At 64.7% G+C, this 22,954-nt stretch carries 21 protein-coding genes and 1 pseudogene; 9 read left to right on the top strand and 13 right to left on the bottom strand.

Annotated elements, in window-relative coordinates; all coding sequences use genetic code 11:
• Positions 1–65 precede the first annotated feature (65 nt).
• Positions 66–494 (top strand): HIT family protein, encoded by a 429-nt coding sequence (locus JQ566_RS25705; protein ID WP_212377508.1) that lies wholly within the window; start codon positions 66–68, stop codon positions 492–494.
• A gap of 119 nt (positions 495–613) precedes the next feature.
• On the opposite strand, the gene tsaA is transcribed toward JQ566_RS25705, so the two are convergent.
• The 4 genes and pseudogenes from tsaA to JQ566_RS25685 all read right to left on the bottom strand — a co-directional run bounded on the left by tsaA (position 614) and on the right by JQ566_RS25685 (position 3,399).
• A complete protein-coding gene (gene tsaA, locus JQ566_RS25700; RefSeq protein WP_212377505.1) occupies positions 614–1,105 on the bottom strand; it encodes a tRNA (N6-threonylcarbamoyladenosine(37)-N6)-methyltransferase TrmO in 492 nt (163 codons plus the stop codon).
• Positions 1,106–1,136: 31 nt separating this feature from the next.
• Positions 1,137–1,487: pseudogene (locus tag JQ566_RS25695) on the bottom strand (AzlD domain-containing protein).
• Positions 1,484–2,224 (bottom strand): AzlC family ABC transporter permease, encoded by a 741-nt coding sequence (locus JQ566_RS25690; protein ID WP_212377502.1) that lies wholly within the window; start codon positions 2,222–2,224, stop codon positions 1,484–1,486. The pseudogene JQ566_RS25695 and the gene JQ566_RS25690 overlap by 4 nt, the downstream one beginning before the upstream one ends.
• Positions 2,225–2,445: 221 nt before the next feature.
• Positions 2,446–3,399: a transglycosylase SLT domain-containing protein gene (locus JQ566_RS25685; protein ID WP_212377499.1), complete on the bottom strand. Its 954-nt coding sequence runs from the start codon at positions 3,397–3,399 to the stop codon at positions 2,446–2,448.
• Between the two features lie 88 nt (positions 3,400–3,487).
• On the opposite strand from JQ566_RS25685, the gene JQ566_RS25680 reads away from it, so the two are divergent.
• Positions 3,488–4,126 carry an HAD family hydrolase gene (locus JQ566_RS25680; protein WP_212377496.1) on the top strand — a complete coding sequence of 213 codons (639 nt, stop codon included), beginning with the start codon at positions 3,488–3,490 and terminating at the stop codon, positions 4,124–4,126.
• Between the two features lie 4 nt (positions 4,127–4,130).
• On the opposite strand, the gene JQ566_RS25675 is transcribed toward JQ566_RS25680, so the two are convergent.
• Positions 4,131–5,171 carry a phenylacetaldoxime dehydratase family protein gene (locus JQ566_RS25675; protein ID WP_212377584.1) on the bottom strand — a complete coding sequence of 347 codons (1,041 nt, stop codon included), beginning with the start codon at positions 5,169–5,171 and terminating at the stop codon, positions 4,131–4,133.
• A 28-nt stretch (positions 5,172–5,199) separates the two neighbouring features.
• Entirely contained in the window at positions 5,200–6,216 is a 1,017-nt protein-coding gene (locus JQ566_RS25670) for a carbon-nitrogen hydrolase family protein (RefSeq protein ID WP_212377493.1), read from the bottom strand.
• A gap of 194 nt (positions 6,217–6,410) precedes the next feature.
• Here JQ566_RS25670 and JQ566_RS25665 point away from each other — a divergent pair, with 194 nt between their 5' ends.
• The 5 genes from JQ566_RS25665 (at position 6,411) to JQ566_RS25645 (ending at position 10,996) form a co-directional block, all read left to right on the top strand.
• Complete coding sequence (locus tag JQ566_RS25665; RefSeq protein WP_212377490.1) at positions 6,411–7,367, top strand: AraC-like ligand-binding domain-containing protein; 957 nt, start codon at positions 6,411–6,413, stop codon at positions 7,365–7,367.
• Positions 7,368–7,627: 260 nt separating this feature from the next.
• Positions 7,628–8,653 carry an aldo/keto reductase gene (locus tag JQ566_RS25660; RefSeq protein WP_212377487.1) on the top strand — a complete coding sequence of 342 codons (1,026 nt, stop codon included), beginning with the start codon at positions 7,628–7,630 and terminating at the stop codon, positions 8,651–8,653.
• Positions 8,654–8,719: 66 nt separating this feature from the next.
• Positions 8,720–8,878 (top strand): hypothetical protein, encoded by a 159-nt coding sequence (locus tag JQ566_RS25655; protein WP_212377484.1) that lies wholly within the window; start codon positions 8,720–8,722, stop codon positions 8,876–8,878.
• Positions 8,879–8,984: 106 nt separating this feature from the next.
• A complete protein-coding gene (locus JQ566_RS25650; RefSeq protein ID WP_212377481.1) occupies positions 8,985–10,406 on the top strand; it encodes an MFS transporter in 1,422 nt (473 codons plus the stop codon).
• Positions 10,407–10,534: 128 nt separating this feature from the next.
• On the top strand, positions 10,535–10,996 hold the full coding sequence (locus JQ566_RS25645; RefSeq protein WP_212377478.1) for a PEGA domain-containing protein: 462 nt from the start codon (positions 10,535–10,537) through the stop codon (positions 10,994–10,996).
• 74 nt (positions 10,997–11,070) lie between these two features.
• Here JQ566_RS25645 and clpA read toward each other — a convergent pair whose 3' ends face one another.
• Both clpA and clpS read right to left on the bottom strand, forming a co-directional pair.
• The gene (gene clpA, locus JQ566_RS25640; RefSeq protein WP_212377475.1) at positions 11,071–13,482 is read right to left on the bottom strand and encodes an ATP-dependent Clp protease ATP-binding subunit ClpA; all 2,412 of its coding nucleotides are present in this window, start codon (positions 13,480–13,482) and stop codon (positions 11,071–11,073) included.
• Between the two features lie 288 nt (positions 13,483–13,770).
• Positions 13,771–14,103, bottom strand: coding sequence for an ATP-dependent Clp protease adapter ClpS (clpS, locus tag JQ566_RS25635; protein WP_212377472.1), 333 nt, complete (start codon positions 14,101–14,103; stop codon positions 13,771–13,773).
• Positions 14,104–14,586: 483 nt separating this feature from the next.
• On the opposite strand from clpS, the gene JQ566_RS25630 reads away from it, so the two are divergent.
• A complete protein-coding gene (locus tag JQ566_RS25630; protein ID WP_212377469.1) occupies positions 14,587–16,242 on the top strand; it encodes a TadE/TadG family type IV pilus assembly protein in 1,656 nt (551 codons plus the stop codon).
• Positions 16,243–16,314: 72 nt separating this feature from the next.
• Here the strand turns inward: JQ566_RS25630 and JQ566_RS25625 are convergent, their stop codons facing one another.
• Positions 16,315–16,653, bottom strand: a complete 339-nt coding sequence (locus tag JQ566_RS25625; RefSeq protein WP_212377466.1) for a phasin family protein — start codon at positions 16,651–16,653, stop codon at positions 16,315–16,317.
• Between the two features lie 387 nt (positions 16,654–17,040).
• On the opposite strand from JQ566_RS25625, the gene JQ566_RS25620 reads away from it, so the two are divergent.
• Positions 17,041–18,900 carry a D-alanyl-D-alanine carboxypeptidase gene (locus tag JQ566_RS25620; protein WP_212377463.1) on the top strand — a complete coding sequence of 620 codons (1,860 nt, stop codon included), beginning with the start codon at positions 17,041–17,043 and terminating at the stop codon, positions 18,898–18,900.
• A gap of 229 nt (positions 18,901–19,129) precedes the next feature.
• Here JQ566_RS25620 and JQ566_RS25615 read toward each other — a convergent pair whose 3' ends face one another.
• From JQ566_RS25615 to JQ566_RS25600, 4 genes are all read right to left on the bottom strand, one after another.
• The gene (locus JQ566_RS25615; RefSeq protein WP_212377460.1) at positions 19,130–19,855 is read right to left on the bottom strand and encodes a DnaJ domain-containing protein; all 726 of its coding nucleotides are present in this window, start codon (positions 19,853–19,855) and stop codon (positions 19,130–19,132) included.
• Positions 19,856–19,925: 70 nt separating this feature from the next.
• On the bottom strand, positions 19,926–20,675 hold the full coding sequence (locus JQ566_RS25610) for a vWA domain-containing protein (protein ID WP_212377457.1): 750 nt from the start codon (positions 20,673–20,675) through the stop codon (positions 19,926–19,928).
• A gap of 139 nt (positions 20,676–20,814) precedes the next feature.
• Entirely contained in the window at positions 20,815–21,675 is an 861-nt protein-coding gene (locus JQ566_RS25605) for an alpha/beta fold hydrolase (protein ID WP_212377454.1), read from the bottom strand.
• A gap of 345 nt (positions 21,676–22,020) precedes the next feature.
• Positions 22,021–22,944, bottom strand: coding sequence for a division plane positioning ATPase MipZ (locus JQ566_RS25600; RefSeq protein ID WP_212377359.1), 924 nt, complete (start codon positions 22,942–22,944; stop codon positions 22,021–22,023).
• Positions 22,945–22,954: the final 10 nt, after the last annotated feature.

Here is a 22,954-nt window from a genome sequence, read left to right as displayed (position 1 = left end):
GCCTTGCCGCCGCTGGTGACAGTAAGCGCAAAATTCTAAGCGCAAATTCCTTGGGAGCCGCCGCCATGACCGCCTACGACACCAACAACATCTTCGCAAAGATCCTGCGCGGCGAGCTGCCCTGCAACAAGGTGTACGAGGACGAGCACGTCTTCGCCTTCCTCGACATCATGCCGCGCGTGCCCGGCCACACCCTGGTGATCCCGAAGGCCCCTGCCCGCAACATCCTCGACATCAAGCCCGATGACTACGCCCATGTCGCGCGTGGCGCGCACAAGATCGCAGCGGCCGCGATGAAGGCGTTCGAAGCCGACGGCATCACCGTGCAGCAGTTCAACGAGCCCGCCGGCGGACAGGTGGTGTTTCATCTGCACATGCACGTGATGCCGCGCCACGACGGCGTCGCCATGCTGCCGCCCGCGAGCCGCAAGGAAGACGCCAAGGTGCTGGAAGAGCACGCGGCGAAGCTGATGGCGGCGTTGAAGTCGGGCTAGCTGCCTCCACATCGTCATTCCGGGGCGCGCCACTTGGCGCGAGCCCGGAATCCATTTTACGTCAATCTCTGGGGCCGATGGATTCCGGGTTCACGCTTCGCGCGCCCCGGAATGACAGATTACTCCGTCTCGAAATCGCCCTTCTGCGGTACCGCCTGCGGGGTGAACTCGCAGCGATCGGGCTTGATGTCGATCAGCGGCGTGTTGTCGAGGCAATCGAGCCCGCGCACCAGGATGGCATTGCCCTCAATGCCGACCAGCTTCACGATCGACGTCCCGATCGGGTTGGGCCGCACTGGCGAGCGCAGCGAGAACGTGCCGCGGGTCTTCTCGTTGTTCTTCGGGCTCTGCAGGATGATGTCGCGGCGCGACTGGTCGAGCCAGTACAGCACTTCGAGATTGCTGTAGAAATCGACGCCTTTGATCGCCGGCACGAACGGCTCGAAGATCTCGAGGCGGCAGATCGGGCCATCCTGCCGTCCCTGCCGCGGCGTCTCCAGCCGCGAGGTCCAGGGCGTGCGGATGCGGCCGATGAAGACGAGACCGGCATCTTGCGTCGGCGGCAGCTCGATGGCGACCTCGCCCTCGCGGAGCTCCTGTTCGCGAACCATATGTCCAATTCCTTGCTGTTCGCCGGCGGTTTTAGCCCAACCACCACTTGCCGGCCAGCATGAAGACCTCGCCGGTCACGACGCCCGCAAAGATCGAGCGGCGGGTCAGCAGGAAGACGACGAGCCCGGCACCGACCGCGCCATAGCGCAGAGCGTCAGGCACGGTGGCCAGCGCCCCGGGCGGCTCGACCACGATCTGGGCGATGACGCCGGCCAGGATCGCGGTCGCGACCGCCCTCACCCAGACCAGCAGCTCGGAGCCTTCGTCGATGCCACCGCCGAATCACAGGCCCAGCATGCGCCAGATCTGGTTGGGAACGACGCCGGCGACGAACAGCACGGCGAGGGCATGCCAGTCGCCGATCGCTTGCGCAAAGCTCATGCGCGCACCTCCCGCCACCAATGCACCCCATAGGCGATCGTGCCCGCCACCACGCCGCTGACGAGGATGTCGAGACCGGAATGCATCTTCGCCGCCAGCGGATAAAGCAAAATCCCGAGCGTCAGCGCCACGACATCGGCGACCTCGCGGCTGTTGCGTGCGGTCGAGAACAGGAACGACAGCGGCGTCAGCAGCAGGATCGCCGCGCCAAGCGTCTGCGTCAGGTTGGCGGCGAGGAAATAGCCGACCGTATTGGCGGTGAGGCACACCGAGACCAGGCCGCAGCCGAGCCCATGCACGAAGGCGATGCGCCGCTCGCGCGGCACCTGCGGCAGGAAACGGTGACACTCGACCCACAGCGTCACGGCGGTGAGATGCGCGGCGAAGATAAGCTCGCGCCGCTTCGTCGTCGGCGTGCGCATCAGCGGCAGCACCGAGACCACCATCGGAAACAGGCGGATGGCGCTGACGGTCACCGCGATCGCCGACTGGATGATGGTGGCGCCCGAGCCGAGCGTGGTGATCAGGATGATCTGCGCCGGACCTGCCCAGACGAACAGCGTCGAGCAGAGCGCCCAGAGCAGGCTGAAATGGGTGTCATGGGCGAGCGCGCCGATGCCGAGATAAGTCACGAACAGCACGATGGTGAGGATCGTCTGCGTGATCGAGCGCAGTCCCCAGGCAAAGGCGTGCCACGGACTTTGCCATTGAGGTGAATCGAGCGGAGGAAGCGCCACGGAACGGCCGGCTGAGGTTGCGGAATCGTGCCTGCATAACGGGCGAGACGGCGGCGCGCGTCAAGGAAGGGCGCGACGGGGCTGGCATGCGCGAGGCACCCAGCGCTGTCATTCCGGGGCGCGCCAGTTGGCGCGAACCCGGAATCCATCAGGCCACAGAGATTGCCTTACGATGGATTCCGGGTTCGCGACTTCGTCGCGCCCCGGAATGACAGCTCATCCTACCCCGCCACGCCCCTGTTTCTCAGCACGAAGCACGCTCCTCCCGCCTTGCGGATGCGGCTGCACAAATCATCAGCCTCGGCCCGGGTATCGGCGCCGATGCGTACCTGGTAGAAGGCGCGCGTGCCGCGGCTGCGCATCACCGAGCTGAGCAGGCTCGGATCACGCTCACCGATCACGGCGCTCAGCTTCGTGACGGCCCGGGAATACATCGCCAGCGCCCTGCTGCGGTCGAAGCCGGCCGCGAGCTGCACACCCCAGATCTTTGCGGCGGCAAGCTCCACATGCTGCTCGAGCTCGGCGACGAACGGATTTGGCGCGCGCTTGAGCAGCGCCATCAGATCGCGGCAGCTCGTCGGCGGCGAGCTCGGCGGTCCCTTGCCGGCGTTGCCTGCCTTGGCCCAGGCGTCGACGCTCGTGCCGGTGATGGCGTAGACGTAGTTGCGGGTCTGCTCCGGCATCGGCCCGGTGCCGGCGAGCCATTCCTGCACACGCCTCGGACCGGCATTGTAGGCGGCCGCGGCGAGGCCGAGATTGCCGAATTGGTTGCGCAGCTCGTTCAGGAACTCCGCCGACTTCGGCAATGCCTGCACCGGATTGAACGGATTGAGCAGCCCGCGCTCGCTTGCAGTGCCCGGCATGAACTGCGCGATCCCTTGTGCGTGCTCGCCGCTGCGCGTCATGGGACCTACCGCATCGACCTGGAAGCGGCTTTCCTGCCAGATCATCCGGGCGAAGAATTCGAGCGGGAGATCGGCATCGCGCGCGGCCGCCTCCACGATCAGGCAGATCGACTCCCGCGTGTCACTCTCGCGGGCGTCTTTCGGCTTCTCCGCCGGCTTCGCAGGCTCCTCTGCATTGGGAGGCGCGGCGGGGGCCGGCGTCTCCTCCGCGAGCGCCGGCGACAGCACGAGGGCCTGGCACAAGACAGCGATAACCCGAGCTATTCGCATGGCATTGACGCTATCGGACAAATCGGACCTTGACTTGGAACCCCAGCCAACTAGCAACAGACGGCAGTATCAACACAGGTCCCGCCTGATGGTGACAATCTTTTTTGATCTCGACGGCACGCTGACCAACCCGAAGCCCGGGATCACCCGCTCGATCCAGTATGCACTGGAACGGCTCGGCGTTTCGGTGCCGAGCGAGGACGAACTGGCCTGGTGCATCGGCCCTCCGCTGCTTGCGAGCCTCAGAAAACTCACCGGAACCGATGAACTCGCCGACCGTGCACTGCTGCTCTATCGCGAGCGCTTCAGCGATATCGGCCTGTTCGAGAACGAGGCTTACAGCGGAATTACGGACACATTGTCATCGCTTGCAGCGACACGTCAGCGCATGTTCGTGGCGACCAGCAAGCCCGCCGTCTACGCCACCCGCATCGTCGATCATTTCGGCCTGAAGCCGTATTTCGAGCGCGTGTTCGGCTCCGAGCTCGACGGCACGCGCGTCGACAAGCGCGACCTGCTCCGCTACGCGCTCGACGAGTCCAAAGTCGATCCGAAACGTGCGATCATGATCGGCGACCGCAGCCATGACGTGGTCGGCGCCCGCACCAACGGCATGACCGCCATCGGCGTGCTCTACGGCTATGGCAGCGAGGCCGAGCTGAGGGACGCCGGCGCGCATCACATCTGCGCGGCGCATCCGGAATTGCTCGGCCATTGCATGACCTAGTCGATCAGGCGCCGACGGTCTCCACCGCCGCCAGCATGCCCGTCTTTGGGTGACAGTTCAGATATTCGAAGAACTGTTCGTCGGCAGCTGCCACCGTCACCTCGTGATAGAGCCGCAGCTTGGCTGACGGCCCGAGCGTCGACAGATATTTCATAGCCGCACCGAAGATCTTGACGTGGGTCGGATGCGACTCCGCCCAGCGTTCGAGCGCGGCGAGACTCTTCCACCAGCTCTGACCGTAGGACTTCTCGCTGGCGCTGCCGTCGGCCGCGAGCACCCGCATGTAGCGGTTGGCATAGCAGCCAATCGCGAGGCCATCATCACGCAGAAAGTCCATGCCCTCGCGTAGCACCGGTTCGACGTCGTCGAGATAGAGCTTTCGCTCGGACGCCTCGGTATCGCTCCAGTCCTGCCCGGAGCGGATCAGGCAGAGATTGTCATGAGCCTTCACGCGCAGCCGCGCGCCGTCGCAGATCAGCTCAGGCGCGCCACCAGGCGCCATCGCATCGGTCTGCGACAGCGGGATACGGTCACGCATCCCGCCCCAATAGGCGTGCTCCTGCACCTCGCCGCTCATGCCCTCCGCAACGACGGCGACACCCTCCGGCCGATCGGGCGAGGAGAACAGCGTCTCATGACGCGACACAGCGGGACGCAGCACCTCGATGAAGGTGCCGATGCCGTCGCGCTGCTGTCCGGTCCAGGCCTCACGCACCGGTGCAAACCAGGCGTCGAAGCGCGCGAGATCATCCCAATAGGCAACGGAGACGACGTTCTCGTAGCCAGCCTGGTCGACATAGCGCGCGCGGTCCCAATGCGAGGGGCCGCTTTCGATCGCGAAACGCCCTTCGAGATCGGCCAGGGCGGTCGTAGCGGTCAGGGGCATCCTGCCGCGATATTGCACGCCGAAATAGGCCATCACGATGCGGCTGACCGCAGGCTCGTAGCGCGCCACGAAGGACGGATATGGCGGCTGGTAATCGTCCGGCACGCGCTTGTGGCGCGTGCGCTGGGTCTCCAGATACGCTGGAATTGCGGATTCCATAGCCATGCCCTCCCCGTGATCGTGGCAATCAGCTCGCGGCAGCAGCGATGTCCGTGGGCTCGATTGTGTCCACCGGCAGCGCGAACGGCTCGACCCGCTGGTACCGCTTCTTGTTGAGCAGCAGTCGCGTGACGTCGGGCCGTGAATAATGGCCGGCGGGATCGGCAGCATTCTTGGCAACGCCAATGGCGCCGAGATCGATCTCGGCGATCAATAGCCCCTCCTGGTCCGGTGCGAGCTTGTCGCCGATCTGGCTGCCGTCGGGGCCGTAGATCGCGGCAAAGCCGCCGCCGGCGTGCAGCAGCGCGTGCTTGTCGGGCCGGTCGCAGAGCTCGTCGATCATGGCCTGCGACACCGTCGCACAAGGCGCCAGCACGAAGCATGAGCCCTCCACCGCATAGACGCGCGAGGCGGCGTTGTTGACCTCGGCGCCGAGCGCCGGCGCGAACGGATCGTAGAGCGAGAAGCTCGGCCAGGCCGCGACGTGCACCTGCTCGTTCTGGGCGTACATCGCGTATTTCGATAGCGGCTGGAGATGCTCCCAGCAGCACAGCGCGCCGAGACGGCCGATGTCGGGCCTCGCGTGCACGGCGAGGTCGCTGCCGTCGCCCTCGCCATAGACGGTGCGCTCGGCATGGGTCGGCCGCAGCTTGCGGCGCTTGGCGATGGTCTCGCCATCAGGGCCGATCAGCCATTGCGCGAGGTAAAGGCTGCCGCCGTCGCGCTCGGACAGGCCGATCACGGCGGTGAGCTTTGCCTTGCGCACGGCGTCGCGCAGGCGCTCGGCCTGCGGGCTGTCATAGGACAGCGAGTTGTCGAAATAGCGCTGCACGAAGCCGCGGCCGATCGCCCAGGCCGGCGAGTCCATCCAGATGTGCCAGGGGTAACCGGGGATGAAGGCCTCGGGAAAGGCGATCAGCTTGGCGCCCTTCTCGGCGGCCTCCCTGATCAGCGCGATCGACTTGTCGATCGAGGCGTCGAGATCGAGCCAGGCCGGCGCCGCCTGCACCACCGCCACCTTGTATTTTGGATGTTCGATGCCCATTGCCGCCTCCATTGCCGGTTGATCGGAAGCCAGGTCCGATGCAGTCTATCTGGCCAAGCCGGGCGGCCAGGCGCTCGACCACGGCGGAACAAAAACTCGACTGGGAGGGATCGCCCGGTACGGAATTTGCCTCCGATCAGGCTCGATCTGCGCCAACACGCGGTTTTGCAGGATGTGAAAGGGAGGCTGTCCTGATGCCAATCCAGTTCACGACGGACGGCAGCCCCGGCTATCGGCGGCTCGCCCTCTGGCAGGACATCGTCTGCGACGTCTTCGTCGGGCTCGACTGCAAGTCCGACCTCGGCAGCGCTTTCCATGGCTCGGTGACGCAAGCCTCACTGGGCAATGCCGTCTGCTCCGATGTCTGCTCCGACCGCCAGCATGTGTTCCGCACGCCCTCGCGCATCGCGCGCTCGGATCAGGATTTTGTTCTCATCGCGCTCGGCAATCGCGGCGACGGCGGCGTGGTGCAGGACGGGCGCGAGACCGTGATCCATCCCGGCGAGTTCGCGCTCTACGACACCACGCGCCCGTACGAGCTGAAGTTCAACGACAGTTTTACGCAGACCATTTTCAAGGTACCACGCGAGATGCTGCAGCGCCGGCTCGGCGGCACCGAGACGCTGACCGCGATCTCGTTCGGCACTGACGCCCCGCTGGAGCGGCTCGCCTACGACTTCATCTTCAGGCTCTGCCAGAGCGCGGACCGGCTCGCACCTGACAACGCCGCCGCCTTGTCGGAGCAAGCCGTCGATCTCCTTGCGATGGCGCTGAGCGAGCGGCTCGGCAAGACCTCGCTGCCGTCCTCGACCCATCGCTCCGGCTTGCTCTACCGGCTCAAAGCCCACATCCGCGCGCACCTCGCCGATCCCGATTTGTCGCTGGCGGAGACCGCGGCTGCGCTCGGCATCTCGCCGCGCTACGTCAACGACCTCCTTGCCGACGAGGACACCTCTTTCCAGCGCCATGTCCTTGCCGAACGCCTGGCCCGATGCCGGCGTGATCTCGCCTCACCCGTGCTGGCCCATCGCCACATCAGCGAGATCGCCTTTGCCTGGGGCTTCAACGACCTCTCACATTTCGGCCGGGTCTTCCGTGAGCATTTTGGAATGTCGCCGCGCGACTTCCGGCAGAGCCAGTTGCGGCACTGAGACCTCATTCCAGTCAGCTACGCGTGACAGCGAATCCGCGTGCCTCCCCTCGCCCGCGACAAGGCTCGAAGCTCAATCTTTGGTGAAGACGTCCGGCTCGCTCGTTGCCAATGCAGCATTCAACGACATGCGCCTGCACGATTAGGGCATTGCCAAGCAAGGCCGCTATGTGAGCACGTGATAGGACGCGGCGCCTGCTTGCAGTATCCTTTGCCATCGAGCCGCAGCAATCGATGAGCGGCCAGCCAGGGAGCCAATCGATGGAATACCGACGCTTGGGCCGGTCAGGCCTCATGGTGCCCGCCTTGAGTCTCGGCACCGGCACCTTCGGCGGCGTCGGCCGCCTCGCGGCTTGGGGCGCGACCGACGCGACCGAAGCGCGGCGCCTTCTCGACGTCTGCCTCGAGGCCGGCGTGTCGATGTTCGACACCGCGAATGTCTATTCGCTCGGCGAGTCCGAGCGGGTGCTCGGCGAAGCCATCAAGGGCCGCCGCGACAAGGTGCTGATCTCGACCAAGGCGACGTTCCGCTTCGGCGACGGCCCCAACGACATCGGCTCGTCGCGGCAGCATCTGCTCAAAGCCATCGACGGTTCGCTGAGCCGGCTCGGCACCGACTACATCGACCTGTTCCAGCTCCATGGCTTCGACGCCTTCACCCCGCCCGAGGAGGTGCTCTCAACCCTCGACGTGCTCGTGCGCGCCGGCAAGATCCGCTACGTCGGCGTCTCGAATTTCTCGGGCTGGCACCTGATGAAGTCGCTCGGCGTCGCCGACAAGCACGGCTTCCCGCGCTACGTCGCCAACCAGACCTACTATTCGCTGATCGGGCGCGACTACGAATGGGAGCTGATGCCGCTCGGCATCGACCAGGGCCTGGGCGCCGTGGTCTGGTCGCCGCTCGGATGGGGACGCCTCACCGGCAAGATCCGGCGCGGTCAGCCGAAGCCGGAAGTCAGCCGGCTGCCCAAGACCGCCGAATTCGGCCCGCCCGTGCCGGACGAGCATGTCTACCGTGTGGTCGACGCGATCGACGAGGTCGCGAAGGAAACGGGCAAGAGCGTCTCGCAGATCGCGCTCAACTGGCTGCTCCAGCGTCCGACCGTCTCGACGCTGATCATCGGTGCGCGCAACGAGACCCAGCTGCGCGAAAATCTCGGCGCAGTCGGCTGGTCCTTGACCAAGGACCAGGTGGCAAAACTCGATGCCGCGAGCAAGGTGACGCTGCCCTATCCCTATTGGCACCAGCGCACGACCTTCATCGACCGCAATCCGCCGGCGGTGTAGGACATTTGAGCTGCATCAAGCCCGCTTCCGCCGGCCGTGGCACCCTGCGGCCTCGCGAGGCTGCCGATGCGCCGATTTGCCATCAAGGCCCTGTTCACGATGCTCTCTCTCGGAAGGGCTGAGCGCGAGAGGATCGACTGGGATCGCCGCATCGTGTTCTCGACGGTGGCGACGCTCGGGCTCATCGCCCTCTATGTCTGGGGCAAGGCGACCGCGCGCTGGTGACGGCGGTTCCGGAACTATCGCGGTCCTGCCCTGTTGGCGCAATACTTGGCCACGCAATACTTGGCCACCTGGCAGAGTTCGATTCGCCAAACCAGACGCTGCTCAAATGTCGACAGTCACCATCGAGCAGGCCGACGGACTGCCGCTGCCGCAGCGCCGATGGGCCATCCTCACCATCGCGCTCGGCATTACCATGTCCGTGATCGACGGCGCCATCGCCAATGTGGCGCTGCCGACGATCGCGACCGACCTCGATGCGAGCCCCGCCTTCTCGATCTGGATCGTCAACGGTTATCAACTTGCCATCACGATCTCGCTGCTGCCGCTGGCCTCGCTCGGCGAGATCGTCGGCTACCGGCGCGTCTATCTGGCGGGTCTTGCGCTGTTCACTCTCGCCTCTGCCCTTTGCGCCGTCTCGGACTCGCTGCCGCTGCTGACCGTCGCGCGCATCGTCCAGGGTTTTGGCGCGGCCGGCATCATGAGCGTCAACACCGCGCTGGTGCGCTTCACCTATCCGCATGCGCTGCTCGGCCGCGGCATCGCGCGCAACGCGCTCGTCGTGGCGGTGTCGGCCGCGATCGGGCCGACGCTGGCCTCGGGTATCCTGGCCGTGGCAAGCTGGCCCTGGCTGTTCGCGATCAACGTGCCGATCGGCGCGGTCGCCGTTGCGCTCGGCGCGCGCTACCTGCCGCACACGCGCCTGGCGGCGCATTCGTTCGACTGGCAGAGCGCGGGCCTAAGCGCCGTCACCTTCGGCGTCGGCATTTTCGCGGTCGACAGCGTCGGCCATGGCGAGCCGCTCGTCACCTGCCTGATCGAATTCGCTGTCGCCGCGATCGCGGGCGCCGCCCTGATCTGGCGCGAGACGCATACGGCAGCGCCGCTCCTGCCGGTCGATCTCCTGCGCATCCCGATCTTCGCCCTGTCGATCGCGACCTCGATCGCTTCGTTCTGCGCCCAGATGCTCGCCTTCGTCGCGATCCCGTTCTACCTCCAAAGTCGCTTCGGCTATTCGGCCGTGCATATGGGCCTTCTGATCACCCCCTGGCCGATCACGGTCGCGTTCGCCGCCCCGCTTGCCGGGCGCCTCGTCGAGCACTATCCGGCCGGCTTGCTCGGCGGCATTGGCCTATTGCTGTTCGCAGGCGGGCTCGCCTCGCTGGCGATGCTGCCAGACGTGCCCGGCGCATTCGACATCGCCTGGCGCATGGCCCTCGCCGGCTTTGGTTTCGGCCTGTTCCAGACGCCGAACAACCGCACCATGATCGCCGCCGCCCCGCGTGAGCGCTCCGGCGGGGCCAGCGGCATGCTGGGCACCGCCCGCCTGCTCGGCCAGACCACCGGCGCGGCGCTGGTCGCACTGTTCCTCGGCCGCTACCCGCAGGAGGGCACCAGGATCGCGCTGCTCGCCGGCGTCGGCTTTGCCCTGTGCGGTGCGCTGCTCAGCATGCTGCGCCTGTCACCCGCGGGCGCGCGCGGCGCCGAACATGTCCGGGTGCAGGACGGGCAGCGCCTGCGGGGCGACTGACAGAGCCCACCTTCCTGTGCCTGCCGTTCCCGTGCACAACCCCTGCGCGGCTTAACTATCCGGACCAATGACCTATTGCCCTCGCGCTCCGGTTGCGCTTGACTGGCGCGGGGAACAAGGGGCACTTCATGCGTTTAGTGGGAATTGCGGCGCTCAGCGTCATGCTGGGCGGCTGCGCGTCTGTCACGCGCGGCACGACCGAGAACATCAGCATTTCATCAACACCATCCGGCGTGGAAGCCGTCGTCAGCGGAATGGACGTTCCGACCACCTGCACGACGCCCTGCTCCGTGGTCGTCAAGCGGAACGCCGACATCTCGATCACCTTCCAGAAGGAAGGCTATGAGCCGCAGGTCGTGTCGCTCAGCCGGGACATCCAGACCGGCGGGGCCGCCGGTTTCGCCGGCAATCTCCTGCTGGGCGGTGTCGTCGGCATGGGCGTCGACGCCGCCACGGGCGCGGCAACTGATCACAAGCCCAATCCGGTCATCGTGACGATGCAGCCGTCCATCCCTGCCCGCAGCGCGCGACCGCCCGCGCCAAAGAAGCCGCGAGCGCCGGCGCCGCCTCCGCCAGACACCGGCACCTAGCTAGAACCCGGTAACTGCCAAACAAACAAAAGGCCGGCTTCGCAGCCGGCCTTTTCGATTTCGTCACATGCCGATCAAGCCTTGACCAGCGGGCCCTTGGAGGTCGGCCCCTTCGAGCCGCCGGGGCCGCCCGGCTTGTTGGACTTGCCCGGCGGGCGCTTGCGGGCGCCGGGCAGTTTCTCCTGCTTCGGCGTGACCGGGCCTTCGACGAACTCGAAGCCGATCTTGTCCTTGGTCTCGTCGGCCTCGTCCTTGACCAGAACGACGCGAACGTGGCCGCCGCCCTTCAGCTTGCCGAACAGCACCTCGTCGGCCAGCGGCTTCTTGATGTGCTCCTGGATCACGCGCGCCATGGGACGTGCGCCCATCTGCTCGTCATAGCCGTGCTGGACCAGCCAGGTCTTGGCCGGCTCGGACAGCTCGATGGTCACGTCGCGGTCGCCGAGCTGCGCCTCGAGCTGCAGCACGAACTTCTCGACCACGGTGCCGATCACCTCGACGCTGAGATGGCCGAACGAGACGATGGCATCGAGGCGGTTGCGGAATTCCGGCGCGAACTGCCGGTTGATCGCCTCGTGGTCGTCGCCTTCCCGCTTGGAGCGCGTGAAGCCGAACGCCTGCTTGGCGAGATCCGAAGCACCCGCATTCGTGGTCATGATCAGGATCACGTTGCGGAAGTTGACCTGCTTGCCGTTGTGGTCGGTGAGCCGGCCGTGATCCATGATCTGCAGCAGCACGTTGTAGAGGTCGGGATGCGCCTTCTCGATTTCGTCGAGCAGCACCACGCAATGCGGATGCTGGTCGACGCCGTCGGTCAGCAGCCCCCCCTGATCGAAGCCGACATAGCCGGGAGGCGCGCCGATCAGGCGCGACACGGTGTGCCGCTCCATGTATTCGGACATGTCGAAGCGCAAGAGCTCGACGCCGAGCGACGCCGCGAGCTGTTTTGCCACTTCCGTCTTGCCGACGCCGGTGGGCCCGGAGAACAGGTAGCAGCCGATCGGCTTCTCCGGCTCGCGCAGACCCGCGCGTGCGAGCTTGATCGAGGCGGCAAGCGATTCGATCGCCTTGTCCTGGCCGAACACGGTGCGCTTCAAGGTCTGCTCGAGATGCTTGAGCACCTCGGCATCGTCCTTCGACACGCTCTTCGGCGGAATCCGCGCCATCGAGGCGATCGTGGTCTCGATCTCCTTGATACCGATGGTCTTCTTGCGCTTGTTCTCGGCCACCAGCATCTGCGCCGCACCGGACTCGTCGATTACGTCGATCGCCTTGTCGGGCAGCTTGCGGTCGTGGATATAGCGCGAGGAGAGCTGCACCGCAGCCTCGATCGCCTCATTGGTGTATTTCAGCCGGTGGTAGTCCTCGAAATACGGCTTGAGGCCCTTGAGGATCGCGATGGCGTCCTCGACCGTCGGCTCATTGATGTCGATCTTCTGGAAGCGCCGCACCAGTGCGCGGTCCTTCTCGAAGTGCTGGCGATATTCCTTGTAGGTGGTCGAGCCCATGCAGCGGATCGTGCCTGAGGCCAGCGCCGGCTTGAGCAGGTTCGAAGCGTCCATCGCCCCGCCCGACGTCGCGCCCGCGCCGATCACGGTGTGGATCTCGTCGATGAACAGGATGGCGTTGGGATGCGCCTCGAGCTCCTTCAGCACCTGCTTCAAGCGCTCTTCGAAGTCGCCGCGATAGCGCGTGCCCGCGAGCAGCGTGCCCATGTCGAGCGAGAACACGGTCGCAGCCGCCAGCACCTCCGGCACCTCGCTGTCGACGATGCGCTTGGCGAGGCCTTCCGCGATCGCGGTCTTGCCGACGCCGGCTTCGCCCACGAACAGCGGATTGTTCTTCTGCCGGCGGCACAGCACCTGGATCGCACGGTTGATCTCGGAATTGCGTCCGATCACCGGATCGATCTTGCCGTCACGCGCCTTCTTGTTGAGGTTGACGCAATAGGTCTCGAGCGCCTCGCCCTTCTTCTTGGCGTCCTCGTTGCCCTTGGTCTCGGTCTCCTCGTCGACGCCCCGCACGGGCCGCGCCTCGGAGACGCCCGGCCGCTTGGCGATGCCGTGGCTGATGTAGTTCACCGCGTCATAGCGCGTCATGTCCTGCTCTTGCAGGAAGTAAGCGGCATGACTCTCGCGTTCGGCGAAGATCGCGATCAGCACGTTGGCGCCGGTCACCTCTTCGCGGCCCGACGACTGCACGTGGATCACCGCGCGCTGGATCACGCGCTGGAAACCGGCGGTCGGCTTGGCATCGTCGGCGCCATCCGTCACCAGATTCTCGAATTCGGTCTCAAGGTAGTTGACGAGGCTCGTACGGAGCTTGTCGAGATCGACGCTACAGGCGCGCATGACCGCGGCTGCATCGGAGTCGTCGATCAGGGAGAGCAAAAGATGCTCGAGCGTCGCGTATTGGTGATGACGCTCGTTTGCGATCGCCAGCGCACGATGCAGGGATTGTTCAAGGCTTTGGGAAAAAGTCGGCATTCGCGTCCTCTATGGCCCCCACCATCATGATCGTCATCGCCCGGTCAGGCAACAACAACCTTTGTCACATATAGTTATACAAGATCGCGGCGAAAGACCGGTTCCGCGACTCGGCGGCGACACACCTGCCGGTATTTTCGATGCAAAACCCGTTCCGATTTGGGCGGGATCGGCGCCGGTGCAGAATTCCGCATTTTGCCGGCGGCAACGGACATCGTGCGCAGCCGTCGCGCGACAATCACACTGTCGGCTGCACAAGAGCCGGCTTCAAACACGCCGCAAGGCGTCTTACTTCTTTTCCATCACGCATTGCAGCGGATGCTGGTGCTTGCGGGCGAAATCCATCACCTGCGTCACCTTGGTCTCGGCGATCTCGTAGGTGAACACGCCGCACTCCCCGATGCCATGATGATGGACGTGCAGCATGATCTTGGTCGCGGCTTCGACGTCCTTGTTGAAGAACTTCTCCAGCACGTGAACGACGAACTCCATCGGCGTGTAGTCGTCGTTCAGGATCAGCACGCGGTACAGGTTCGGCCGCTTGGTCTTGGGCTTGACCTTGGTGATGACCGAAGTGTTCGGACCCGAGGGGGTGCCCGAACGGTTCTCGTCGTTGCTCATGCGAGGAGCGTCGGCAGCGGCTGGCGCGGACAGGTCGAGGCTGGAAGTCAATTGCGGCATGGCACAGGCGTTCAAATTCCCCACGGAAGCGAATGGCGGTGACCGCGCGACCCCGTCCTTCGGAGCCTGGCGCAGGCGCACCGCCTTGTTGGATCGCCGCTCCCGACAAATCCGGCACAAGCCGGATCGCTCGCCAGCAATATGGCCCTGCCCCCGGCCCGCCGCAAGCACGCGGGGGATCCGGCCCATGCGGTCGCAGCAGTCCCGATTCCCGGTCCGGGCGATCCTGATCAGGTTAATCAATCCGGAGCGATTTGACAAAAATTTCCGCCCGGCACGTTTGGAACGTGTTGACCAGGAACCCGGCCGTTAACCCGCCTGCGACGGTTTTCCGCAAAACGCTCCGTTTTTCTACGGTCCAATTTACCTGCCATTCAATGGCATGGCGCGAAATCGGGCAAAACACAGATTTCGGGGATCGTCATGTCTGGTCTGCGCCTCGTCAGCCGCCTTGGTCGACAACTCGCCCGTTTTGCAGCGGCCGAGCAAGGCAATGTCGCCGTGATCTTCGCCATTGCCCTGGTACCCGTACTGGGTTTTGTCGGCGCCGCGCTGGACTACAGCCGGGTCGTCCACGCACGCACCTCGCTGCAGGCTGCGCTCGATTCCGCAGCGTTGATGGTCTCCAAAGACCTCACCAACGGCATCATCTCGGAGTCCGAAATTGAGGCCAAGGCAAAATCCTATTTTAGCGGCCTCTATACGGGGCGCCCCGGTTTGGTCTCGACCACAGACATCCATGCCACCTACACCCCAAAGGATTCCAATGGAATGTCGAACGTCGTGGTCACCGGATCCGGCGCCATGCCGACCGATTTCATGAAGATCGCGGGCTATCCGACGCTTGGATACAACGGCAGTTCGACTGCGGCGTGGGGAAATACCCGCATGCGGGTGGCAATGGTCCTGGATAACACGGGATCGATGGCCCAGAACGGCAAAATGACGGCCATGCAAGCCGCGGCCAAGGACATGATCACCACCTTGTCCAACTACAACAAGCAGACGGGCGACGTTTACATCTCGATCATCCCGTTCTCAAAGGACGTCAATGTCGGCACGACCAACGTCGGTGCCTCATGGATCAATTGGACCGAATGGGAGGCAGAGCCTCCGATCCTGGTCAACAACAAGTCCAGCAGCTTCAACTCCGCCGTGGGCGGATCGGACTGCCCCTTTTCGTACTATACCCACGGCTTTGTCTGCACGGACCGGCCGGCCACATTGAGCGGCGCCAACACCACCAGCAAGATACCGTCGACCGGCACCTATGCCGGGTACATCTGCCCGAGCAGAGACAATGGCAGCAAGATCTCAGGCAAGTCCGGCATCTACTACAACGGCTGCTACACCACCGCCACCGGGGCGAGCGCAAGCTGCGGATCGAGCACGAGTTGCACCTGCACAGGGAGCGGCTCGGGCAAGATCTGCCATCTGTGGCGCGGTGACGGCACCACGACAACGGCTGCGGCAGCGCCGGGTCACAACACCTGGACCGGCTGCGTGAACGACCGTGATCAGGACTATGACACCAAGAACTCCGCCCCCGGTTCGAGCAGCGGGAGCCCCTCCTCGCAGTTCTATGCCGAGCAGTGGTCGGGCTGCCTTCCGGCCACCGTGTTTCCGATGAGCGATCAGTGGCAGACGCTCAAGGATCAAATCACGGCGATGTCGCCGAGCGGCAATACCAACCAGGCCATTGGTCTTGCCTGGGGTTGGCAATCCCTCAGCACGACCAACCCGCCGATCGCGGCACCGGCCAAGGCCAGCAACTACGTTTACAAGGATTATATCGTGCTGCTGTCTGACGGCTTGAATACCCAGAACCGCTGGAGCAACTCCCAGTCCACCATCGACGCCCGCCAGGCGATCCTTTGCGATAATATCAAGGCGGACAAGTCAAACCCGGTCACGATCTTCACGATTCAGGTCAACATCAACAATGCCGACGCGAAATCTCAGGTACTGGAGAATTGCGCGACCGGCGGGAACTTCCAAATGATAACGAGTTCCTCTCAGACTTCGGACGCGTTCAAGAATATTCTGACGCAGATTTCCAAGCTGCGCGTCGCGAAGTAATCCGATCAACATCCGCAAATGAAAGCCCGGCCAACTCGGCCGGGCTTTTGCTTTCAGGCGCGTAGCAGCGCGTCAGTTCGCGGCCGGGGTGAACTTCGACACGATGGTCTCGACCGGCTTGAACGCCTGCTTGGCGAGGTCGCTGTAGAGGCCGGCGATCTTCTGCGATTCCGCAACGAAGGTCTCATAGCTGGAACGGGCAAAATCGGTCTGCGCTTCCATGGCCTTGTCCAGCGACTTCACGCCGGAAAGCTTCTCGACGAAGGACTTGGTGTCTTCGAACGACTTCTTCGTATAGTCGCCATAGGCGCTGGCGATCGCCTGGAGGCCGTGCTGCACCGAGGTCGCGGAGGCAACGCACTGCTCGAACTGCTCTTTCCCGTAGTTCTGAAAGTCTTCAACCTTGAACATGTCGGAATCCTTTTCCCTGGCTCGCGTCGGGAAGCCCCGGCTCCCTGACTGTGCCCATAATTAGTGCAACGCACAATAAAGTCAACAATCTTGTGCGGCGCACAAAAACTAGATGCAAATCGCAGAGATTCCCGGGGTTTCCCGCAAGGGTTCCTTAAGCTTTTGGAAACCGCGGACCCCTACCCTGATTCCCTGGACGTGTTCACTTCCGCGAGCGGCCAAAAGCCGTTTGAGAACACCACCTTAGCCAGAACAGCGGCTCGGGTCCAACGTCCCCCGCGGCCAACACCAGCGGAGGGACAGCCTGAGCAGGTAATGATCCCGGACCATTGGGCACAATTTCGCCTCACGGGCCGGTGATCAAGTCAGAAACGGGGACGGGGTTCCATGCTTCGTAAAAACTTGTCTTCCTCGCGCTTGGCGCGGGTTGGCGTTTTCGGGCTGCTTACGGTCACCACCGCAGTCATTTTCACCACCGATGCAGCCGAGGCGCGGCGCCATCGCCGACACCATGCGCACCACCGGGTCCAGCGCGATGTGTCCGAGAGCGCCAGCCAGAAATTCGCGTCCATCATCGTCGACGGCAATTCCGGCGCGGTGCTGCAGGCAACAAGTCCTGACGGGATCCGCCATCCGGCCTCGTTGACCAAGATCATGACGCTCTATCTGCTGTTCGAGCGCCTCGAATCCGGCAAGATGAAGCTCGACACCGAGATGCCGGTGTCCCAGCACGCCGCCGATCAGGATCCGACCAAGCTGAATCTGCGTGCCGGCCAGACCATTCGCGTCGAGGACGCGATCAAGGGCCTCGTCACCCGCTCAGCCAACGACGCTGCGGTGGTGATCGCGGAAGCGATCGCCGGAGACGAAGACGACTTCGCCCAGATGATGACGCGCAAGGCGCGCTCGCTCGGCATGTCCAGGACGGTCTACCGCAATGCCAACGGCCTTCCCAACGACGAGCAGGTCACGACCGCGCGCGACCAGGCCACGCTCGGTCGCGCCATCCAGGAGCGTTTCCCGCGCTACTATCGCTATTTCGCGACCTCAACGTTCAATTGGCGGGGACAGTCGATCCGCAACCACAACCACCTGCTCGGCAGCGTCGAGGGCGTGGATGGCATCAAGACCGGCTACACCCGCGCCTCCGGCTTCAACCTCGTCACCTCGATGCGCCGCGGCAACCGCCACCTGATCGGCGTTGTGCTCGGCGGCCGCAGCGGCGGCTCGCGCGACGCCATCATGCGCAACCTGCTCGCGGAGAACCTCGAGAAGGGTGCGACCGTCCACACTGTCGCCGCGGTCACGGAGCGCAACGGCGCCGAGGCCAATACCAACGTCGCCGATGCGTCGGATGCTCCCCGCTCCGCCCCGCAGGTCCAGGCCGGCGCGGCTCCTGCTCCCGAGGCTGCCCCGTCGCGCCTTGCCGCGCGTCTGTCGACGCTGGCCGCCGCGACTGCCGCGATGCCGCCGGCTCAGCACCGATCTGATGCCAACAAGCCCGAAGTTCGGCCGACGGAGTCCAAGGTCGAGCCTGCACCGCTCACCAATGGCGTGATCTCGAGCCAGCCGCTCTCCATCATCCCCGGCTCGTCCGAGCCGATGAAGCCGGTTCGGGTCAAGACGGTTCAGGTCAAGGCCGGCGCCGTGAAGGTCGCCTCCGCCGCCCCGGCCCAGGTTGGCGTCCAGGTCGCGCCGCCGGTCACCAGCACCATCCCGCCCCGTTCCGAGGTCGCGGAAACCTCCGGCGCCGTCGTCGCCAGGGCGGATCTCGTCAACAAGCCGGAGGCGGCGAGTCAGCCGGAAGCGCCGAAGGCCGAGATTGCCCGCACCGAACTGCCGCGGCAGCCGGCCGGCTTCGGCACCGGCAACGGCATCCTCGGGGTGCTGCCCGCCGCAACCGCCGCTGCGCCCGCTCCCGCCGCTCCGAAGCTCGCGTCCGCCGATCCGGCGCCGCAGCCGATCCAGATGAGCGCCACCACCAAGCCGGTCGTCACCCACAGCGGCTGGATCGTCCAGGTCGGCGCGCTCGAGAGCGAGAACGAAGCTCAGCAGCGCATCGACGCCGCCCGCAACTCGGCCCGCGGCCTGCTCAGCAAGGCTGACCCATTCACCGAGCCTGTTGTCGCCAAGGACAATCGCAAGCTCTACCGCGCCCGCTTCGCCGGGCTCGAGCGCGACCAGGCCGAAGCAGTCTGCCGCACCTTGAAGCGTGCCGAGATCTCCTGCATCACCGTTCGCAACTGATCTCCATCTCCGTTGCAGGCCAAATGCCCGCGCCTTGCGCGGGCATTTTCGTTTTGGAGATGCGGTGATGCCGAGGCTGTTCACGACAAGGCCGTTGCACGACAACCTCTCGTCAAGGATTTACGGTTAAAACTTTACTCAAGGGATCGACCACGCCGACAAGGCGGGCGGCGGCAGACAGAGCAAACAGAGCTCACGCGGTACGGGCGTTTGTAGCGTGGTGCCGGAGTTAGCCGTTATGCGTGCGAAGCAGAGTATCCTTGGCCTCGTTTACCCGGGCAGCGAGATACGTCGAGCCCCCCTGGTCGGGATGGAGTTTCTTCATCAGGGACTTGTGCGCCCGGCTGATGTCGTCGCGCCCCGCCCCCGGCTGCAGGCCAAGGATCTGATAGGCTTCCTCCGCCGTCATTTTGCTGCTCGCCGCCGTGCGACGCTGCCGCCCTGCCGCATCGCCCTGCGCGTTTTGACGCCAAGCGGGAAACCGGCGGTCCAGATAGCTTTCAAGTAAGGCCACGCTCTCGGCGTCGAACGTCGGGACCATCGCCAGCAGGCCAGCGAGATCGAACTGGTCGAGACTGCGCCCGGCGTGAGGTCCCGCGACGATCTGGCCTGAAAGCTGGCCGGAGTCGTGGTCGAGCCGCATGTCCAGGAATTGCGAGCGCACCCGCGAGGCCTGCCCAGACGGGCGCGTCGCACCACCGCCGAACAGTCCGCCGATGTTGCCGAAGCCGGCATTCGCCAATGGCGTCCAGCCGAGCAGCCCGGCGCCAAAAATTCCGAGCGGGATTGCCACCGCCAGCTCGCCGCGCAGGCCCGTGAAGGCCGCGACCGCCAGCGCCAGCACGCCGCCGCCGAACTTGATGGTGCGCGCCAGCACCGCCGGATTGGCGGAGCGGAACATCTGGAGCAGCAGGTAAAGCGTGATAACGGCGACAACGCCGGCGATCAGGGTCATGGCCGGAATATAGTCGTCCTCTTGTCAAAAAGCATGGCGTCCACCGCCGCAACTCGCGCCGGCCTGGTCGCTACTTCATCTGGCTGATCAGCTTCGCCGCCCCGCTCACGCTTCCAGCCAGCTTCAACAACGCTTCGCGTCCGCCGGCGGCATAGGCCGCAGCCGCCCGCAACAGCTCGCGCAGCTGCGCCGCCGCACCGGGATCGAACCTGCACCAGGCACCGCCAGTCAGGCGCGCGATCTCGCGGAAGGCCCGCTCGGCGACCGCGTCATGGCCTTCCTGAAACACGAACACGGGCACCTTGAGCATGCCGAGCTCGCCGGCCTTGGCGCAGAGCTCGTCGATTTCTTCCTCCATGGCATCGCCGACGAAGACCACGGCCCGCACGCCGGATGCGACCGCCTCGCGCCGGGCCTCGCTCAGCACCTTGCCGATCTGGGTATCGCCGCCGCGGCAATCGATCTTGCTCATCAGCGCCGCCAGCTTGGCGCTGTCGGAGATCCAACCCGTCGCGCGGCACTCGTTGAGGCCGCGATAGTAGACCAGCCGGATGTCGAGACTGCCGAGCGCCGCGGTCTCGCGAAACATGTCGGCCTGGAGCGCGCAGGCCATGTCCCAGGTCGGCTGCCGGCTCATCGTCGCATCCAGCGCAAAGATCAGCCGTCCCTTCGCGCCCGGTGCATGCGGTGACAGTGCCCGCGCCCTGGCAACGAAGGCGGCGATGTCCTCCGAGGTCGAGGTCCTCGCTTTCGGCAGCGCGCCGTCTGCTTGCGCCGAGACGGCATCGCGACCGCGCGGTTTGATAGGTTCGCCCGACATCCCTGCTCTTCACCTTGCATGAGCAGATAATGTGGTCAGCGCGTGCGGTCCGGTCAATGTGTAAAGCCTCCGCGGGCGGAGGCCGGCGGAGGCTTTGAAGATCGGTATCGGACTTTCAGAAAGCCGTCAGCTAAAGCCGTCAGCCCTTGGCGGGCCCCATCAGGGCAACCGGACCGGGCTCGAGGATCTTGGGCGGGGACGACTGCGTGTCGACCGGCGCCACCTCGCTGTCCGTCGCGCTCAGGAACTTGTCGAGCATGCCCTGGATCGAGTTCTTGGCCACGTCCGGGCCGGTGTCGCGCATGTCGTTGTGCTGGAATTCGGTCTTCACGACCTGGATGCCGGCCTTCTCGCACTCCTCGTCCGTCGGGATCACGCCCGCATCGGCCTTGAACTGCGGATCGGTGGAGCGGAACGACAGGATCTTGAACTTGCCGGCGGTGACGAAGGGCACGCGCAGATTGTCGAGCGTGACGACTTTCTTGACCTCATCCGGATACTGTTTGGCGAAATACATGGTGATGTCGCCGCCCATGGAGTGGCCGACCATCGTCACCTTGTCGTAGTCGGCGTTGGGCTGAACCTTCTTCATCTCCTGCATGGCGAGATGGATGTTGGCGACGCCGCGCAGGATCTGCGGCAGCCGGCCGACATAGAGCTCGCCGGGCTTGGTCACCATCGGAGGATCGGTCGGCAAGTCATGCTGCGGGCTCACGACCATGTAGCCGCGGGCAGCGAAGATGTTGGCGAGGAAGCCGTACTCGGTGTTCTTGACGGTGTTGCCGTGGTTGATCACGGCGACCGGCAGCGTGATCATGCCGGCATTGGCCTGCATTTCCTTGTCACGGCGCACCGCGATATGGACGGGCACCGGACGGTTGTCGCGCGAGGCATCATAGAAGGTGACGGTCTCATGCTTGATCGCCCACTTGCTCGCCGTGAAATAGGCGACGCCGCAGAGAGCACTGACCGAAACAAGAACGGCAATTCCACGCTTCATTTTCGTCCTCAGCCTCAGGCGTTAGCAGCCTGAATCCCTGTTGAAAATCGTGTTCTTCCGGGGCTCTTCGGCCCCTTGTCGCCTATTCCCTAATATATGTCACAGGAGCGTGACAGGAAGGCTAAATATTGTAAGCCGGCAGCCCTTTCATTGTGCGTCGCACACGTTTCGTAAGCACCCCATCCTCATACCGCTACGTCTGGGTGCAGGTTACTATTCGACGCAACCGGTCTCGATCGGGTTCGATTTCGCAGTGGACGTAGGATGAAAACGCGCCGGGCGCGGGCCGGGTTCCCGCGCCAAGTAGTCGCCCGGTTCGGCTGGAAGTAGCGCTATACCGCGACGTCAGGCGCCGAGGATGTCGTGGACCTCGAGTGGCTTGTCGACTTGGCTGAACCACTCCGCCCGGTTGGCCGCACGGCGACGGCCGCGCTCGTCGAGCGGCAGCTTGAGCTGGCGGAGCAGGCTCGTCACCTCCTCCCGCGCGGTGAGATGGCCGAGATTGGGCCGCATGCCGAGCGTGGCCTCATCGATCTCGTCGAGTGCGGTCAGGCCGCGCGGAAAAAATTCGCGGTAGACGACGCGTTCGGCGAAGCCATCGACGTAGCGGAAGCCGAGCCGCAGCGACAGATCCTTCAACCCCTCGGCGACCAGCTGCTTGTTGCGGGAGCCGAGCATGGAGAGGCGGTTGCGCACGACGATCCAGTCCGTGGTCGCGCCGTCGAGCTGGCGGCGCTTGCGTCTGACGTCGCGCACCATCTCGGCATAGTGGCTCTCGCCCGTCACCGCGTAGCTCGCGGGATCGACGGTGCCGAGCACGTCGAAATCGAGAAAGCTGTCGTTGATCGGTGTCACCAGGGTGTCGGCCATCGAATGGGCAAGCCGCATCAGATAGCTGTCGGTGCCGGGCGTATCGATCACGATGAAGTCGAAGCTGCTCTCGACCGCCGAGACCGCCTCCATGAACTGCTGGAACTCGGAATTCTCGTTCTCGGCGATCTGCATGGTCTCGCCGAGCTTGATGCAGCGATGCACCGGCAGCTCGAGGTCGAGCTTGGTGCGGCGGGCCCAGGCGGCGCGGTTGTCGATATAGCGGGTGAAACTCTGCTGGCGGCAGTCGAGGTCGACGGTGGCGACCCGCTGGCCGGCCTTCAGAAGCGCAATGGCAATGTGCAAGGCGGTGGTCGATTTGCCGGAGCCGCCCTTCTCGTTGCCGAGCACGACGACATGCGCCGCGCCGGATTGGCCTTGGCTAGCCTGCACAAGCATAGCGATCCTC

Origin of the sequence: Bradyrhizobium sp. SZCCT0231, assembly GCF_018130245.1 — a bacterium.
In the GTDB taxonomy this organism is placed as follows: Bacteria; Pseudomonadota; Alphaproteobacteria; order Rhizobiales; family Xanthobacteraceae; genus Bradyrhizobium; species Bradyrhizobium japonicum_F.
This window is presented reverse-complemented; position numbering and strand designations above follow the sequence as displayed.